This is a genomic window from Caballeronia glathei, from assembly GCF_000698595.1.
GTDB classification, from domain to species: domain Bacteria; phylum Pseudomonadota; class Gammaproteobacteria; order Burkholderiales; family Burkholderiaceae; genus Caballeronia; species Caballeronia glathei.
On the sequence record NZ_JFHC01000105.1, the window covers coordinates 1 to 17,715 of the forward strand.

General features: G+C 60.5%; 12 protein-coding genes and 1 tRNA gene. All 13 read right to left on the reverse strand.

Annotated elements, in window-relative coordinates; all coding sequences use genetic code 11:
- The coding region (gene fusA, locus BG61_RS35085; protein ID WP_035942797.1) for an elongation factor G at positions 1-1,899 on the reverse strand (1,899 nt) is incomplete at its 3' end.
- 119 nt (positions 1,900-2,018) lie between these two features.
- Entirely contained in the window at positions 2,019-2,489 is a 471-nt protein-coding gene (gene rpsG, locus BG61_RS35090; protein ID WP_006053291.1) for a 30S ribosomal protein S7, read from the reverse strand.
- Between the two features lie 177 nt (positions 2,490-2,666).
- On the reverse strand, positions 2,667-3,047 hold the full coding sequence (gene rpsL, locus BG61_RS35095; RefSeq protein ID WP_035935550.1) for a 30S ribosomal protein S12: 381 nt from the start codon (positions 3,045-3,047) through the stop codon (positions 2,667-2,669).
- Between the two features lie 229 nt (positions 3,048-3,276).
- The gene (gene recQ / locus BG61_RS35100; RefSeq protein ID WP_035935551.1) at positions 3,277-5,124 is read right to left on the reverse strand and encodes a DNA helicase RecQ; all 1,848 of its coding nucleotides are present in this window, start codon (positions 5,122-5,124) and stop codon (positions 3,277-3,279) included.
- Between the two features lie 187 nt (positions 5,125-5,311).
- Complete coding sequence (gene rpoC, locus BG61_RS35105; RefSeq protein ID WP_035935553.1) at positions 5,312-9,550, reverse strand: DNA-directed RNA polymerase subunit beta'; 4,239 nt, start codon at positions 9,548-9,550, stop codon at positions 5,312-5,314.
- A 21-nt stretch (positions 9,551-9,571) separates the two neighbouring features.
- Positions 9,572-13,678 (reverse strand): DNA-directed RNA polymerase subunit beta, encoded by a 4,107-nt coding sequence (gene rpoB, locus BG61_RS35110; protein ID WP_035935556.1) that lies wholly within the window; start codon positions 13,676-13,678, stop codon positions 9,572-9,574.
- A gap of 368 nt (positions 13,679-14,046) precedes the next feature.
- On the reverse strand, positions 14,047-14,421 hold the full coding sequence (rplL, locus tag BG61_RS35115; protein WP_035935559.1) for a 50S ribosomal protein L7/L12: 375 nt from the start codon (positions 14,419-14,421) through the stop codon (positions 14,047-14,049).
- 83 nt (positions 14,422-14,504) lie between these two features.
- On the reverse strand, positions 14,505-15,002 hold the full coding sequence (gene rplJ, locus BG61_RS35120; RefSeq protein ID WP_035935561.1) for a 50S ribosomal protein L10: 498 nt from the start codon (positions 15,000-15,002) through the stop codon (positions 14,505-14,507).
- A 295-nt stretch (positions 15,003-15,297) separates the two neighbouring features.
- Positions 15,298-15,993 carry a 50S ribosomal protein L1 gene (gene rplA / locus BG61_RS35125; protein WP_035935563.1) on the reverse strand — a complete coding sequence of 232 codons (696 nt, stop codon included), beginning with the start codon at positions 15,991-15,993 and terminating at the stop codon, positions 15,298-15,300.
- On the reverse strand, positions 15,994-16,425 hold the full coding sequence (gene rplK, locus BG61_RS35130; protein WP_035935566.1) for a 50S ribosomal protein L11: 432 nt from the start codon (positions 16,423-16,425) through the stop codon (positions 15,994-15,996).
- Between the two features lie 147 nt (positions 16,426-16,572).
- Entirely contained in the window at positions 16,573-17,130 is a 558-nt protein-coding gene (nusG, locus tag BG61_RS35135; RefSeq protein ID WP_035935568.1) for a transcription termination/antitermination protein NusG, read from the reverse strand.
- A 1-nt stretch (position 17,131) separates the two neighbouring features.
- The gene (gene secE, locus BG61_RS35140) at positions 17,132-17,512 is read right to left on the reverse strand and encodes a preprotein translocase subunit SecE (RefSeq protein WP_035935570.1); all 381 of its coding nucleotides are present in this window, start codon (positions 17,510-17,512) and stop codon (positions 17,132-17,134) included.
- Positions 17,513-17,547: 35 nt separating this feature from the next.
- Positions 17,548-17,623: transfer RNA gene (locus BG61_RS35145), tRNA-Trp, on the reverse strand.
- Positions 17,624-17,715 lie beyond the last annotated feature (92 nt).

Sequence of the window (17,715 nt, forward strand, 5' to 3'; positions counted from 1 at the left end):
GCGGCCCGACAGGTCGCCCATCACGTTACCCATGTAGTCTTCCGGCGTTTCGACTTCGACCGCCATCATCGGCTCGAGCACGACCGGGCTCGCGCGGCGCATCGCTTCCTTGAACGCCATCGAACCAGCCATGCGGAACGCGTTTTCGTTCGAGTCGACGTCGTGGTACGAACCGAACGTCAGGTGGACCTTCACGTCGACTACCGGGAAGCCCGCCAGCACGCCGCTCTTCAGCGTTTCCTGAATACCCTTGTCGACCGCGGGGATGTATTCGCGCGGAATCACGCCGCCCTTGATCTCGTCCAGGAACTCGTAGCCCTTGCCTTGCTCGTTCGGCTCGAGCGTGATGACCGCGTGACCGTACTGGCCGCGACCACCCGACTGCTTGACGAACTTGCCGTCGACGTCTTCGGCCTTGCTGCGGATCGTTTCGCGATACGCCACCTGCGGCTTGCCGACGGTCGCTTCCACGCCGAATTCGCGCTTCATCCGGTCGACCAGAATTTCCAGGTGGAGCTCGCCCATGCCCGAAATGATGGTCTGGCCCGATTCTTCATCGGTCTGAACGCGGAACGACGGGTCTTCCTGTGCCAGGCGATTGAGCGCGAGGCCCATCTTTTCCTGGTCGACCTTCGTCTTCGGCTCGACAGCCTGCGAAATCACCGGCTCCGGGAAAATCATGCGCTCGAGGACGATCGGGTTCTGCGGATCGCACAACGTATCGCCCGTGGTCGCTTCCTTCAGGCCGACCGCCGCGGCGATGTCGCCCGCGCACACTTCCTTGATTTCTTCGCGCTGGTTCGCATGCATCTGCAGAATACGGCCGAGGCGCTCCTTCTTGTCCTTGGTCGCGTTCAGCACGGTATCGCCCGACTTCACGACGCCCGAATACACGCGGAAGAAGATCAGCTGCCCGACGAACGGATCGGTCATGATCTTGAATGCGAGCGCGGAGAACTTCTCGTTGTCGGCGGCCCGGCGTTCTGCCTTCTCGCCGTTTTCGAGTTCGCCCGTGACCGGCGGAATATCGACTGGCGACGGCAGGAAGTCCAGAACCGCGTCGAGCATGCGCTGCACGCCCTTGTTCTTGAACGCCGTACCGCACAGCATCGGCTGGATTTCGCACGCGATCGTGCGGTCGCGCAGACCCTTGATGATTTCCTCTTCCGTCAGCTCGCCCGACTCGAGGTACTTGTTCATCAGTTCTTCGGTCGACTCAGCCGCGGCTTCGATCATCTTCTCGCGCCACTCGTTGCAGGTGTCGACGAGGTTTGCCGGGATCTCTTCGTACGAGAACTTCGTGCCTTGCGACGCTTCGTCCCAAATGATCGCCTTCATCTTCAGGAGGTCGACGACGCCCGTGAACGTGTCCTCCGCGCCGATCGGCACGACGACGGGAACCGGGTTCGCCTTCAGACGAAGCTTCAACTGGTCGTAGACCTTGAAGAAGTTCGCGCCAGTGCGGTCCATCTTGTTGATGAACGCGAGACGCGGCACGCCGTACTTGTTCGCCTGGCGCCACACGGTTTCCGACTGCGGCTGCACACCGCCCACGGCGCAATAGACCATGCACGCGCCGTCGAGCACGCGCATCGAGCGCTCGACTTCAATCGTGAAGTCGACGTGTCCCGGCGTGTCGATGATGTTGATGCGGTGCTCCGCACGATCGCCAGCCATGCCTTTCCAGAAGGCCGTCGTAGCTGCCGACGTGATCGTGATGCCGCGCTCCTGCTCCTGCTCCATCCAGTCCATCGTTGCTGCGCCGTCGTGAACCTCACCGATCTTGTGGTTCACGCCCGTATAGAACAGGATGCGCTCTGTCGTCGTCGTCTTGCCGGCGTCGATGTGAGCGCTAATACCGATGTTACGGTAGCGCTCGATAGGTGTCTTACGAGCCACTTTAAATCCTTTGTTGGGTCGACGCGTCGGGCGGTTGCCTGTCGCGTCCTAACACAAACGGGCGAGGCGCTTTTTAAGCGCACCCGCCCGGAGGTTTCCGTTCGACCGAGGTCGGATGCTTAGAAACGGAAATGCGAGAACGCCTTGTTGGCCTCTGCCATCCGGTGAACTTCGTCGCGCTTCTTCATTGCGCCACCGCGGCCTTCAGCCGCTTCCGAAAGCTCACCTGCCAGACGCAGAGCCATCGACTTCTCGCTGCGCTTCTTCGCGGCTTCGCGCAACCAACGCATCGCCAATGCCATACGACGCGACGGACGCACTTCGACCGGAACCTGATAGTTGGCACCACCAACGCGACGGCTCTTCACTTCGACAACCGGCTTCACGTTGTTGAGCGCAACCGTGAACACTTCCAGCGGGTCCTTGCCACCCTTGGTCTGGATCTGTTCAAAAGCGCCGTACACGATACGCTCGGCAACCGACTTCTTGCCGGAGAGCATCAGCACGTTCATGAACTTGGCTACATCTACGTTGCCGAACTTCGGATCCGGCAACACTTCCCGCTTGGGGACTTCGCGACGACGCGGCATGTTTCTTCCTTTAACTTTTCAGTTGGAGCTGATTTCAGCTCCGCGGCCACCAACAAACCCGATCCATCTCACTTGATTAACCAGCTTGGCCGGGTGACCACTTACTCGACAGCACCGGCATTTCCGGCACCACCGCCTTGAACGCCTTTCGGCGACCTGAAACTGCAAACCGGCGAATTACTTGCCAGCCTTGGCACGCTTCGCACCGTACTTCGAGCGAGCCTGCTTGCGGTCCTTGACGCCCTGGGTATCCAGCGAGCCGCGAACCATGTGGTAACGCACACCCGGCAAGTCCTTCACACGACCGCCGCGAATCAGCACGACCGAGTGTTCCTGCAGGTTGTGGCCTTCACCACCGATGTACGAAATGACTTCGAAGCCGTTCGTCAGGCGAACCTTGGCAACTTTACGAAGTGCCGAGTTCGGCTTCTTCGGCGTCGTCGTGTACACGCGAGTGCACACGCCGCGACGCTGCGGGCAGTCCTGCAAAGCCGGCGACTTGCTCTTCACTGTTTCTGAAGCGCGGCCTTTGCGAACCAATTGATTGATGGTTGGCATTGTTTATTCCTGAAAATGATCAAAATCGACGCGCCGGATTTGGGCAAAGCAAAACCAGTACGTTTCGAGTGCATCGAACTTTCCCGCTCCCGACTGCCGCTCGATTGCATTGACGCGCAAAAACCGCGCTCGCAAGCGAGCCAAGAACGAGAACCTAGCATAATAGTCTGGAATTCCTAATCCGGTCAACAGGTTGTGACCGTTCACGCGTGCAACCGGACCCGGATCGCTAGTCGGCGTTCACCACTTCCAGCAGCTCGTCGCCGAAACGATCCAGCTTGCGCGCGCCGATGCCGGGAATGTGGCGCAGATCGTCGATCGAATCGGGATCGTTGCGCGCGATCTCGGCGAGCGTCGCGTCGTGGAAAATCACGTATGCCGGCACGCCGTCGCTCTTGGCGGTCTCCGCGCGCCACAGGCGCAGACGCTCCCAGCGAGCCTTCTCCCGCGGCGACATGCCCGCCGTCGGGTCGGCGCGCTCGCCTGTGCGCCCCGACGACTGGCGCGTGCGGGTCGGCTTGACGTACTTGCGCAGCGTGACGTTCTGCTCGCCCTTGAGCACGGGCTTGCTCGCATCCGTGAGGACGAGCGCGCCGAAACCATCGTGATCGACCGCGAGATAGCCGAATGCCACCAGTTGCCGGAACACGGCGCGCCACTCGGGCTCCGACAGGTTCGCGCCCACCCCGAATGTGGACAGTTTCTCGTGACCGCGCTGCAACACTTTTTCGGAGCGATTGCCGCGCAAGATGTCGATCAGATGGCCCGCGCCGAAGTGAAACCCGCTCGCCTTGAACGCGCGGTACACGCAGGAGAGCGCCATTTGCGCCTCGCGCGTCGCGTCCCAGGAGGCCGGCGGCTCGAGGCAGGTATCGCAGTTGCCGCACGGCTGGCTCGTTTCGCCGAAATAGCCGAGCAGCCGCACGCGCCGGCACGACGCGGCTTCGCAAAGACCAAGCAACGCGTCGAGCTTGCCGCCCTGCACGCGCTTGTGCGTGTCGTCGGCGTCGGACTCGTCGATCATCTTGCGCTGCTGGACGACATCGCCGAGGCCGTACGCCATCCACGCGTTCGCCGGCATGCCGTCGCGGCCCGCCCGCCCCGTTTCCTGGTAGTAGCCTTCGACGCTCTTCGGCAAATCCAGATGCGCGACGAACCGCACGTCGGGCTTGTCGATGCCCATGCCGAAGGCGATCGTCGCGCACATGACGATGCCTTCTTCGCGCTGAAACATTTCCTGATGCTTCTGCCGGACCTCGAACTCCATCCCGGCGTGATACGGCAGCGCGCGCACGCCCTGCCCCTTGAGCCACTCGGCCGTCTCCTCGACCTTGCGCCGCGAGAGGCAATAGACCACGCCCGCGTCGGTCGTTCCGTCCTTGTTCGTATGCTCGGCGCGGATGAAATCGAGCAATTGCGACCGCGCGTTGTCCTTCTCGACAATCCGATAGCGGATATTCGGCCGGTCGAAACTCGATACGAAAATGCGCGCATCGTCCAGTGCGAGACGGTGAACGATTTCATCGCGCGTAATGGCGTCGGCGGTGGCCGTCAGCGCGATGCGCGGCACCGACGGAAAGCGCTCGTGCAGCACCGACAACTGAATGTACTCGGGCCGGAAATCGTGCCCCCATTGCGACACGCAATGCGCCTCGTCGATGGCGAACAGCCCGATCGGCGCGCTGTCGAGCAGGTCGAGAAAGCGCGGCGTCATCAGGCGCTCCGGCGCGACATACAGCAGGTCGATCTCGCCATTGCGCAGCCCGCGTTCGGTCGCGGCAGCTTCGGCGCCCGACAGCGTCGAATTCAGATAGGCGGCGCGAACGCCGACTTCCGTCAGCGCGGCCACCTGATCCTGCATCAGCGCGATCAGCGGCGACACGACGATCCCCGCGCCGAAACCCGCTTCCTTGCGGACCAGCGACGGAATCTGATAACAGAGCGATTTTCCTCCGCCCGTCGGCATGAGAACCAGAGAATCGCCGCCGCCTGCCACGTGCTCGACAATTTCGGCCTGTTGTCCCCTGAACACGGGGTAGCCAAACACTTCGTTGAGAATTTCGAGCGAGCGGGACATTGCGAAGACGTGGAACGCCGTAGGAGGAGTGGCCCGATTTTACCAACGACCACGGCACTTGCCCGAGCGCTAAATGCGGATTCGCCGATCGGACGATGGAAATAAAAAAAGCCGCCCGGTCGGGACCGGGCGGCTTTGAGCGGCCAGCAAGTCGATGCTACCCGGGCCAGCGGCCCGGGCTTACAACTCACTCCGCCGGATGCTGCTGTTCTGCAGGTGCGGCTTCGGGCGTGCCGAAATCGAACGATTCTTCCGCTGCGATCTGGTCGAAGCGTTCGCGATCCGACAACTCCTTGCTCTTGCGCGCCTTGTGGAACGCGAGACCCGTACCGGCCGGAATCAGACGGCCGACGATCACGTTTTCCTTCAGACCGCGCAGATCGTCGCGCTTGCCCATGATCGCGGCTTCGGTCAGCACGCGGGTCGTTTCCTGGAACGATGCCGCCGAGATGAACGAATCGGTCGAGAGCGAAGCCTTCGTGATACCGAGCAGCACGTTCTCGTACGTCGCCGGACGCTTGTCTTCTGCCGCCATGCGGTCGTTCTCGTCGAGCATGTCCGACCGCTCGACTTGTTCGCCCGGGATGAAGCGCGTATCGCCGTTGTCGACGATCTGCACGCGGCGCAGCATCTGACGCACGATCACTTCAATGTGCTTGTCGTTGATCTTCACGCCCTGCAGACGGTACACGTCCTGCACTTCGTCCACGATGTAGCGCGACAGCGCCTCGATACCCTGCAGACGCAGGATGTCGTGCGGATCAGCCGGACCATCGACGATCATTTCGCCCTTGTTGACGACCTGACCATCGTGCACCAGAACCTGCTTTTCCTTCGCGATCAGGAACTCGTGCTGGTTGCCTTCGAGGTCCGTGATCACGAGACGCTGCTTGCCCTTCGTGTCCTTGCCGAACGAGGTCGTACCCGTGACTTCCGCCAGAATGCCGGCGTCCTTCGGCGAGCGCGCTTCGAACAGCTCGGCCACGCGCGGCAGACCACCGGTAATGTCACGCGTCTTCTGCGCTTCAACCGGGATACGTGCCAGCACTTCACCGACCTGCACCTGCTGACCATCCTTCACGGTGATCAGAGCGCCGACCTGGAAGCCGATCTGCACCGAATGCTCGGTGTTCGGGATCTTGACTTCCTCGCCCTGCGCGTCGAGCAGTTTCACCTGCGGACGCACGCTCTTCGACGCCTGCGAACCACGGCGCTTCACGTCGATCACGACCAGGGTCGAAAGACCGGTCACGTCGTCGATCTGCTTCGCGACCGTCACGCCTTCCTCGACGTTTTCGAACTTCACCGTACCGCCCCACTCGGTGATGATCGGACGCGTCAGCGGATCCCACGTGGCCAGTTGCGCACCGGCCTTGATCTGCGCGCCGTCGAGTTGCAGCAGCGTCGCGCCGTACGGGATTTTGTGACGCTCACGCTCGCGACCGAGGTCGTCGGCGATGATCGCCTCGCCCGAGCGCGAAATGACGACCTGCTCGCCCTTCGCGTTCGTGACGTAACGCATCGTCGCCGTGAAGCGCACCGTGCCGTTGCTCTTCGCTTCAACCGACGAAGCCACCGCCGCACGCGATGCAGCGCCGCCGATGTGGAACGTACGCATCGTCAACTGCGTGCCCGGCTCGCCGATCGACTGCGCAGCGATCACGCCGACCGCTTCGCCGACGTTCACACGCGAGCCGCGGCCGAGGTCGCGGCCGTAGCAGGCCGCGCACAGGCCGTAACGCGTTTCGCAGGTGAGCGGCGTGCGCACGCGCACTTCGTCGATGCCGAGGCGTTCGATTTCCTCGACCGCGTCTTCATCGAGCAGGTCGCCCGACGCATACAGCGTTTCCTGCGATTCCGGATTGACGACGTCCGCCACCGCGACGCGGCCGAGAATACGGTCACGCAGCGCTTCGACGACTTCACCGCCTTCAACCAGCGCCTTCATCGCCACGCCGTTGGTCGTGCCGCAATCGTCCTCGACCACGACCAGATCCTGCGTCACGTCGACCAGACGCCGGGTGAGGTAACCCGAGTTCGCCGTCTTCAGTGCCGTATCAGCCAGACCCTTACGTGCACCGTGGGTCGAGATGAAGTACTGCAGCACGTTCAGGCCTTCGCGGAAGTTCGCCGTGATCGGCGTCTCGATGATCGAGCCGTCCGGCTTCGCCATCAGGCCACGCATGCCGGCCAGCTGACGGATCTGCACCGCGGAGCCGCGGGCGCCCGAGTCGGCCATCATGTAGATCGAGTTGAACGACTCCTGCTTCGTCTGATTGCCGTCGCGATCGACCACCGGCTCCGTCGCGAGCTGCTCCATCATCGCCTTGCCGACCGCCTCCGACGTCGCCGACCAGATGTCGACCACGTTGTTGTAACGCTCCTGGGCAGTGACGAGACCCGACATGTATTGACGGTCGTACTCCTTCACCTTCTTCGCTGCGTCGCCGACGATCGTTTCTTTTTGCGGCGGCACGAGCATGTCGTCGACGCAAATCGAAATACCGGCGCGCGTTGCGAGACGGAAGCCCATCTGCATCAGCTGGTCGGCGAAGATCACCGTTTCGCGCAGACCACACTTGCGGAACGCCGTGTTGATCAGGCGCGAAATTTCCTTCTTCTTCAGCGGCTTGTTCAGCACCGAGAACGGCAGGCCCGGCGGCAGGATCTCCGACAGGATCGAGCGGCCGACGGTCGTTGCGTACAGCGTGACCTTCGGCACGAACTTCGGCGCGCCTTCGCTCTGGTCTTCGTTCGCGACCATTTCCGTGATCCGAACGTTCACGCGCGATGCCAGTTCCACTTCCTTGTTCTCGTACGCGCGGATCACTTCCGACACGCCCGTGAACGTCATGCCTTCGCCCTTGCCATTGATCGCTTCACGCGACGCGTAGTAGAGACCGAGCACGATATCCTGCGACGGGACGATCGACGGATCGCCGTTTGCCGGGAACAGGACGTTGTTCGACGCCAGCATCAGCGTGCGCGCTTCCATCTGCGCTTCCAGCGACAGCGGCACGTGAACGGCCATCTGGTCGCCGTCGAAGTCGGCATTGAACGCCGCGCAGACAAGCGGGTGCAACTGAATCGCCTTGCCTTCGATCAGCACCGGCTCGAAAGCCTGAATGCCGAGGCGGTGCAGCGTCGGCGCGCGGTTCAGCATCACCGGATGCTCGCGAATCACTTCTTCGAGAATGTCCCACACCACCGGCGTCTGGTTCTCGACTTCCTTCTTCGCAGCCTTGATGGTCGTTGCGACGCCCATCACTTCCAGCTTGTTGAAGATGAACGGCTTGAACAGCTCGAGCGCCATCAGCTTCGGCAGACCGCACTGGTGCAGCTTCAGCGTCGGGCCGACCACGATCACCGAACGGCCCGAATAGTCAACGCGCTTGCCCAAGAGGTTCTGACGGAAGCGACCGCCCTTGCCCTTGATCATGTCGGCGAGCGACTTCAGCGGACGCTTGTTCGCGCCCGTCATCGCCTTGCCGCGACGGCCGTTGTCGAGCAGCGAATCGACGGCTTCCTGCAGCATCCGCTTTTCGTTGCGGACGATGATTTCAGGCGCCTTCAGTTCGAGCAGACGCTTCAACCGGTTGTTACGGTTGATCACGCGGCGATACAGGTCGTTCAGGTCCGACGTCGCGAAACGGCCGCCGTCGAGCGGCACGAGCGGACGCAGTTCCGGCGGCAGCACCGGCAGCACTTCCAGCACCATCCAGTCCGGCTTGATGCCCGAACGCTGGAAGGCCTCGAGCACTTTCAGGCGCTTCGCGTACTTCTTGATCTTCGCTTCCGAACCCGTGTTCTTGAGTTCGGTGCGCAGCATCTCGACCTGCTCGTCGATATTGATCGCGCGCAGCAGTTCGCGCACGCCTTCCGCGCCCATTTCGGCACGGAATTCGTCACCGTACTCTTCGACCTTGTTGTAGTAATCCTCTTCGGTCATGATCTGCCGCGCTTTCAGCGGCGTCATGCCCGGATCGATCACAACGTATGCCTCGAAATACAGCACGCGTTCGATGTCGCGCAGCGTCATGTCGAGCACCATGCCCAGACGCGACGGCAGCGACTTCAGGAACCAGATGTGCGCAACCGGCGAAGCCAGTTCGATGTGGCCCATCCGTTCGCGACGCACCTTCGCGAGCGTCACTTCGACGCCGCACTTTTCGCAGATCACGCCGCGGTGCTTCAGGCGCTTGTACTTGCCGCACAGGCACTCGTAGTCCTTGATCGGCCCGAAGATCTTCGCGCAGAACAGACCATCCCGCTCCGGCTTGAACGTGCGGTAGTTGATGGTTTCCGGCTTCTTCACTTCGCCGAACGACCACGAGCGGATCTTGTCGGGCGAGGCCAGACCGATCTTGATCGCGTCAAAAACTTCTTCTTGTTGGACTTGCTTGAATAGATCGAGCAGAGCTTTCATTGCCTTCTCTCCGTAGTCCGATTAGTTGCGGTCGAGGTCGATGTCGATACCAAGCGAGCGGATTTCCTTCACGAGCACATTGAAGGATTCCGGCATGCCTGCATCGATCACGTGATCGCCCTTCACCAGGTTCTCATAAACCTTGGTCCGGCCGGTCACGTCATCCGACTTCACCGTCAGCATTTCCTGCAGCACGTACGACGCGCCATACGCTTCGAGCGCCCACACTTCCATTTCACCGAAACGCTGGCCACCGAACTGCGCCTTACCACCCAGCGGCTGCTGCGTGACGAGCGAGTACGGACCGGTCGAGCGAGCATGCATCTTGTCGTCGACCAGGTGGTGTAGCTTCAGGTAGTGCATGTAGCCCACCGTCACCGTCCGTTCGAACGGCTCGCCCGTGCGGCCGTCGCTCAGTTGGACCTGGTTCTTCGACTTCGTCATGCCGAGTTGCTTCGCGATGTCGTCCGGGAATGCCAGATCGAGCGCGCGCTGCATTTCGCCTTCGGTCGCGCCGTCGAACACCGGCGTCGCGAACGGCACGCCTTCACGCAGGTTCTTCGCCAGTTCGACGATTTCGTCGTCGCTGAAACCGTCCAGCTCTTCGGCACGGCCCGACTCGTTGTAGATCTTCGTCAGGAACGCGCGGAGCTCTTCGATCTTCGCCTGCGCCTGCAGCATTTCGCCGATGCGCCAGCCGAGACCCTTCGCGGCCCAGCCCAGATGCACTTCGAGAATCTGACCCACGTTCATCCGCGACGGCACGCCGAGCGGATTGAGCACGACGTCTGCCGGACGGCCGTCGGCCATGTACGGCATGTCTTCGATCGGCACGATCTTCGACACGACACCCTTGTTACCGTGACGGCCAGCCATCTTGTCGCCAGGCTGCAGACGCCGCTTCACAGCGAGATACACCTTGACCATCTTCAGCACGCCCGGCGGCAGTTCGTCGCCTTGCGTGAGCTTCTTGCGCTTCTCTTCGAACGCGAGGTCGAACTGGTGACGCTTCTGCTCGATCGAGTCCTTGATGGCTTCCAGCTGCGCCGCTGCTTCTTCGTCCGCGAGGCGGATATCGAACCAGTGGTAGTGGTCCAGATCTTCCAGGTACGGCAAGTCGATCTTCGTGCCCTTCGCCAGTTTCTTCGGACCGCCGTTCGCAACCTTGCCGTTCAGCATGCGCGCGAGACGCGAGAAGGCGTCGCCTTCCACGATGCGCAACTGGTCGTTCAAATCGAGGCGATAGCGCTTCAGTTCGTCATCGATGATCTGTTGCGCGCGCTTGTCACGCGTGATGCCTTCGCGCGTGAATACCTGCACGTCGATCACCGTGCCGCTCATGCCCGAGGGCACGCGCAGCGACGTGTCCTTCACGTCCGATGCCTTCTCGCCGAAAATCGCGCGCAGCAGCTTTTCTTCCGGCGTCAGTTGGGTTTCGCCCTTCGGCGTGACCTTGCCGACCAGCACGTCGCCCGCTTCGACTTCCGCGCCGATGTACACGATGCCCGACTCGTCGAGACGGCCAAGCTGCACTTCCGCGAGGTTCGAAATGTCGCGCGTGATTTCTTCCGGTCCGAGCTTCGTGTCGCGAGCCACGACATTCAGTTCTTCGATGTGGATCGACGTATAACGGTCATCCGCCACGACCTTTTCCGAGATCAGGATCGAGTCTTCGAAGTTGTAGCCGTTCCACGGCATGAACGCGACCAGCATGTTCTGACCGAGCGCCAATTCGCCCAGGTCCGTCGATGCGCCGTCCGCCAGCACGTCGCCACGCGACACCTTGTCGCCGACCTTCACGATCGGGCGCTGGTTGATGTTCGTGTTCTGGTTCGAACGCGTGTACTTGATCAGGTTGTAGATGTCGACGCCGACATCGCCCGCGACCGCTTCGTCATCGTTCACACGAATCACGATACGGCCCGCATCGACGTAATCGACCACGCCACCACGGAACGCCTGAACCGTCGTGCCCGAGTCGACCGCAACCGTGCGCTCGATACCCGTGCCGACCACGGCCTTTTCAGGACGCAGACACGGCACTGCCTGACGCTGCATGTTCGAGCCCATCAGCGCGCGGTTCGCGTCGTCGTGCTCGAGGAACGGAATCAGCGAGGCAGCGACCGACACGATCTGCGACGGCGCGACGTCCATGTACTGGATGCGATCCGGCGTGACCATCAGCGTTTCGCCCGCTTCACGCGACGAAACCAGTTCGTCGGTCAGCGTGCCGTCTTCGCCCACGGCGGCGTTCGCCTGCGCGATCACGTAGCGGCCTTCTTCGATCGCCGACAGATAGTCGATCTGATCCGTCACCTTGCTGTCCACGACCTTGCGGTACGGCGTTTCGAGGAAGCCGTATTCGTTCAGGTGCGCGTAGAGTGCGAGCGAGTTGATCAGGCCGATGTTCGGACCTTCCGGCGTTTCGATCGGGCAAACGCGGCCATAGTGCGTCGGGTGCACGTCGCGGACTTCGAAGCCAGCGCGCTCACGCGTCAGACCGCCCGGTCCAAGAGCCGACACGCGGCGCTTGTGGGTGATTTCCGACAGCGGGTTGGTCTGGTCCATGAACTGCGACAGCTGCGACGAACCGAAGAACTCGCGAATCGCCGACGAAATCGGCTTCGAGTTGATCAGGTCGTGCGGCATCAGGTTCTCGCTTTCGGCCTGGCCCAGACGCTCCTTCACGGCGCGCTCCACACGCACGAGCCCCGCGCGGAACTGGTTCTCCGCCAGTTCGCCGACGCAACGCACGCGGCGATTGCCCAAGTGGTCGATGTCATCCACTTCGCCCTTGCCGTTGCGCAGTTCGACGAGGATCTTGATCGTTGCGAGGATGTCGTCGTCCTGCAGCGTCATCGGCCCGATGATTTCATCGCGGCCAACGCGGCGGTTGAACTTCATGCGGCCGACCTTCGACAGGTCGTACGCGTCTTCGCTGTAGAACAGACGGTTGAACAGCGCCTCGACCGCTTCTTCGGTCGGCGGCTCGCCCGGACGCATCATGCGGTAGATCGCGATGCGCGCTGCCATCTTGTCGGCGGTTTCGTCGATACGCAGCGTCGACGAGATGTACGGGCCCTGGTCCAGATCGTTCGTATAGAGCGTCTGGATGTCCTTGACCTTCGCTTCGCGCAGCTTCTCGAGGACGGTTTCCGTGATTTCGTCGTTCGCGTTCGCGATCACTTCGCCGGTCTCGCCATCGACGACGTTCTTTGCCAGCACACGGCCAAGCAAATAGTCCTCTGGAACCGAGATGAACTTCGTCTTCGCGTTTTCGAGGTCGCGAATGTGCTTCGCGTTGATCCGCTTGTCCTTCGTCACGATGACGTTGCCTTCGCGATCCTGGATGTCGAAGCGCGCGACTTCACCGCGCAAGCGCTCAGGCACGAATTCCATTTGCGCGCCTTCGCCCATCAGCGCGAAATTGTCGAACACGAAGAAGTTCGCGAGGATTTGTTCCGGTGTCAGGCCGATGGCCTTCAACAGGATCGTGACGGGCATTTTCCGGCGACGGTCGACGCGGAAATACAGCACGTCCTTCGGATCGAATTCGAAGTCGAGCCACGAGCCGCGGTAAGGGATGATCCGCGCCGAAAACAGCAACTTGCCGGAGCTGTGCGTCTTGCCCTTGTCGTGCTCGAAAAACACGCCCGGCGACCGGTGCAACTGCGACACGATCACACGTTCCGTGCCGTTGATGACGAACGAACCGGTCGGCGTCATGAGCGGAATTTCGCCCATGTACACTTCCTGTTCCTTCACTTCCTTGACGACCGGCTTGCTCGGCGACTCCTTGTCGAGCAGCACCAGGCGCACCTTGGCGCGCAAGGCGGAGCAATAGGTCAGGCCGCGCTGCTGGCATTCCTTGATGTTGAATGCCGGCGGAGAAAGCATGTAGCTCACGAATTCGAGTCGCGCAAAGCCGTTGTGCGAAACGATCGGGAAAACCGAAGAAAAAGCGGCCTGCAGACCTTCCGCCTTGCGTTGCGTTGCAGAGGTATCGGCTTGCAGAAACGTGCTGAATGATTCAAGCTGAGTAGCCAGCAAGAACGGAACTTGGTGAACGATGGGGCGCTTCGCGAAACTCTTGCGAATACGCTTCTTCTCGGTGAAGGAATATTGCATACGATCTCCGAATCACGGCGGGCGTTGCCGAGGCGGGATACCTCGATGACACGACCCGGTGTTCACCGACTGAGACCCGTGAGTTCGCCCGGCGAGGGCGAACGAGCCTAGAAGCTTGGTGGTTGGCCGCTACCAACCGCTGGCTGACGGTAGAGGATGCCTGTGTTGCCCGCTACCCGACCAAACTTGCCTTCTGCAGTCGCTTCAGAAGACAAAGAGAATGACCGGAAAAATATTCCGACACGTGATTCTCTTTGGCCTCTATGCGGACGTTCTTACCGGAACCGTTAAGTAAAATTTCTGTCTCCACAAAGCACAAAAAGGCCGGCGGTGGAAAACCGCCAGCCTTCGCAACAGCGAAGCTTGACTTACTTGATTTCAGCTTTCGCGCCTGCTTCTTCCAGCTTCTTCTTCGCTTCTTCAGCAGCAGCCTTCGGTACCGCTTCCTTCACAGGCTTCGGTGCACCGTCGACCAGATCCTTCGCTTCCTTCAGGCCCAGACCCGTCAGTTCACGAACTGCCTTGATGACGGATACCTTGTTGGCGCCGACTTCGGTCAGGTTGACCGTGAATTCCGTCTGCTCTTCAACGGCTGCAGCTGCGCCGCCACCCGCCGGACCAGCGACAGCAACAGCTGCCGCCGACACGCCAAACTTCTCTTCGAACGCCTTGACCAGTTCGTTCAGTTCCAGAACCGACATCGAGCCTACGGCTTCGAGGATGTCTTCTTTTGCGATTGCCATTTGAAATACTCCTAGATTGAATTCGGATCGAGCTAGCGATCTAGCTACTACCTAACTGAGCAACTGGTGCCCAAGTGAATACGTTACGCAGCTTCGCCCTGCTTCTTCTCCGCGAGCGCGGCGAGGCCACGCGCGAAGCCAGCAACAGGCGCTTGCATAACGTAAAGCAGCTTGGAGAGCAGTTCTTCGCGGCTCGGAATGGTGGCCAGCGCTTGCACGCCCGCCTTGTCCATCACATTGCCTTCGTAGGAACCGGCCTTGATGATCAACTTGTCATTGCTTTTGCCGAAGTCGTTGACGACTTTGGCTGCCGCAATCGCATCTTCCGAGATGCCGTAGATCAGAGGACCGGTCATCTGCTCGGCCAGCGGAGCGAACGGCGTACCTTCCACAGCGCGGCGCGCCAAGGTGTTTTTCAACACGCGGAGATACACTTGCTGCTCCCGTGCTTTCGCACGCAGCTTGGTCAGATCGCCAACCGTGATCCCACGATACTCAGCGAGCACCATCGTCTGAGCCTTCGCGACTTGCGCGGCGACTTCAGCGACGACTGCCTGCTTATCTTCTTTGTTCAGTGGCACGGTTAAACCTCCAGATTCGATGCAACGGGTACCAACCCATCGCACCGCGTTCAACAACGGCGTCCGACTGTTAGGAGTATTTCGACCAATTGGTGTCCACCATTCGGTGTACGACAATCGGCTTCAACCACTGCAAAACTGTTTCGGGTTCGCCATCTGCGTTGGCGGTCATTAAGGTGACGCCTACCTGATGCGCACCACCAACGGTCTTTGACAACCGGCCGTAAGACCAACCTCGACCTCACAGCCGCCCAAAGCCCTTAACGCGCGGCATTTGCGCCACGCGCACGATTCTTTACTGTGCAAGCGTGGCTTGATCCACGCGCACCCCAACACCCATGGTGCTCGACAATGCGATCTTGCGCAGGTACACACCCTTGCTCGTTGCCGGCTTCGCCTTTTGAAGGGCCTCCACCAGTGCCGAGAGGTTCTGACGCAGCGACGCCGGTTCGAACGACGCCCGGCCGATTGTTGCGTGGATGATGCCCGCCTTGTCGACACGGAACTGCACTTGACCGGCCTTGGCATTCTTCACGGCCTGGGCGACGTCGGCGGTGACGGTACCCACCTTCGGGTTCGGCATCAGGCCGCGCGGACCAAGGATCTGACCGAGCGTACCAACCACACGCATCGTGTCCGGCGAAGCGATCACGACGTCGAAATTCAGATTGCCAGCCTTGACCTGTTCAGCGAGGTCTTCCATGCCGACAATTTCGGCACCGGCAGCGCGAGCCTGCTCGGCCTTTTCGCCTTGTGCGAACACTGCGACGCGAACCGACTTGCCGGTACCAGCAGGCAGCACGACCGAACCGCGAACCACTTGATCCGACTTTTTCGCATCGATGCCCAGTTGCACCGCCACGTCGATCGACTCATCGAACTTGGCGCTCGCGCACTCCCTCACCAGCACAAGGGCGTCGTCAATCGGATACAACTTCTGACGGTCCACTTTGCTCGCGAACGCTTGAAGACGCTTAGAAAGCTTAGCCATTTACACGCCCTCCACGGTGATGCCCATCGAACTTGCGCTGCCGGCGATCGTACGAACTGCCGCGTCAAGATCAGCTGCGGTGAGGTCAGGCATCTTGGCCTTTGCGATTTCTTCCGCTTGCGCGCGGGTGATGCTGCCAACCTTATCGGTGTGCGGCTTGGCCGAACCCTTGTCGATCTTGGCCGCCTTCTTGATCAGCACCGTGGCCGGCGGCGTCTTCATGATGAACGTGAAGCTCTTGTCCGCGAATGCCGTAATAACCACCGGCACCGGCAGACCCGGCTCCATCGCTTGAGTCTGCGCGTTGAACGCCTTGCAGAACTCCATGATGTTCAGGCCGCGCTGGCCCAGCGCCGGACCGACCGGCGGCGACGGATTGGCTTTACCTGCAGGAATCTGCAGTTTGATAAAGCCGATGATTTTCTTTGCCATGTTGAAAACCTCTGCAGAACGCGTTAGCGTTCGGTGAGTGATAACGCGCTTTCGACCAGGGTCTACTTGCGCTCCTCAACGGCCTTGACGCGGGCCGTAAGCGCGAATCGCGCGACGGCGAACAGCGCCGCGCGCGAGAATCTAGCCTTACAACTTTTCGACCTGGCCGAACTCAAGTTCGACCGGTGTTGAGCGTCCAAAAATGGTGACAGAAACACGCACTCTTGACTTTTCGTAGTTGACTTCTTCGACGTTACCGTTGAAGTCAGTGAACGGACCATCCTTTACGCGGACCATCTCGCCCACTTCGAAGAGCGTCTTCGGACGGGGCTTTTCGACCCCTTCCTGCATCTGCGACATGATCTTCTCGACTTCCCTTGGAGAAATCGGGCTTGGTCGATTGCGCGCCCCGCCGACGAACCCCGTGACCTTGGCAGTATTTTTCACCAAATGCCACGTTTCATCGGTCATTTCCATCTCGACCAGAACGTATCCCGGGAAAAATCGACGTTCCGTCACAGATTTATGGCCGCCTTTTACCTCGACAACCTCTTCAGTCGGGACGAGAATTTGACCGAACTGATCTTGCATGCCTGCGCGCTCGATGCGCTCCTGAAGCGCGCGTTGCACGCTCTTCTCCATACCGGAGTACGCGTGCACTACGTACCAACGCTTTCCGCTCGGGGATGCCGGAGTATCGCTCATATCATTTCCAACCCAGAATCACCGAGAAAATCACCCATTCTATCGACTTATCGCTAAGCCAGAGAAAAATGGCCATGATCAGCACAAACGCAAAAACGACAAGAGTGGTTTGTGTCGCTTCCTTTCGGGTCGGCCAGACTACCTTGCGGACTTCCTTGTACGAATCCTTGGCGAAAGCGATGAAGCCTTTTCCTGGCGCGGAGAGCAGACCAACCGCAACCCCAGCGATCACACCGACAGCAAGCGCGGCGCCGCGAACGTACCACTCCTGGCTACTCAGCCAGAAGAAACCTACGAACCCGGCCAATACCAACAATACGCTCACGGTCAACATCAACTTGTCGCCGGATGTATTTACAGTTTCGACGGAAGGATTCGCCATAACACCTTAAACAGCGCCACTTGGCGCGAAGAATGTGGCAGGGGCAGAGGGAATCGAACCCCCAACCTTCGGTTTTGGAGACCGACGCTCTGCCAGTTGAGCTATACCCCTAAACCATTTTGGGGTCGACGGTACCGCCGACCCCGAAACCACCGATTACCGAGAGAATCTCTGGCTTTTACTCGATAATCTTCGCAACGACA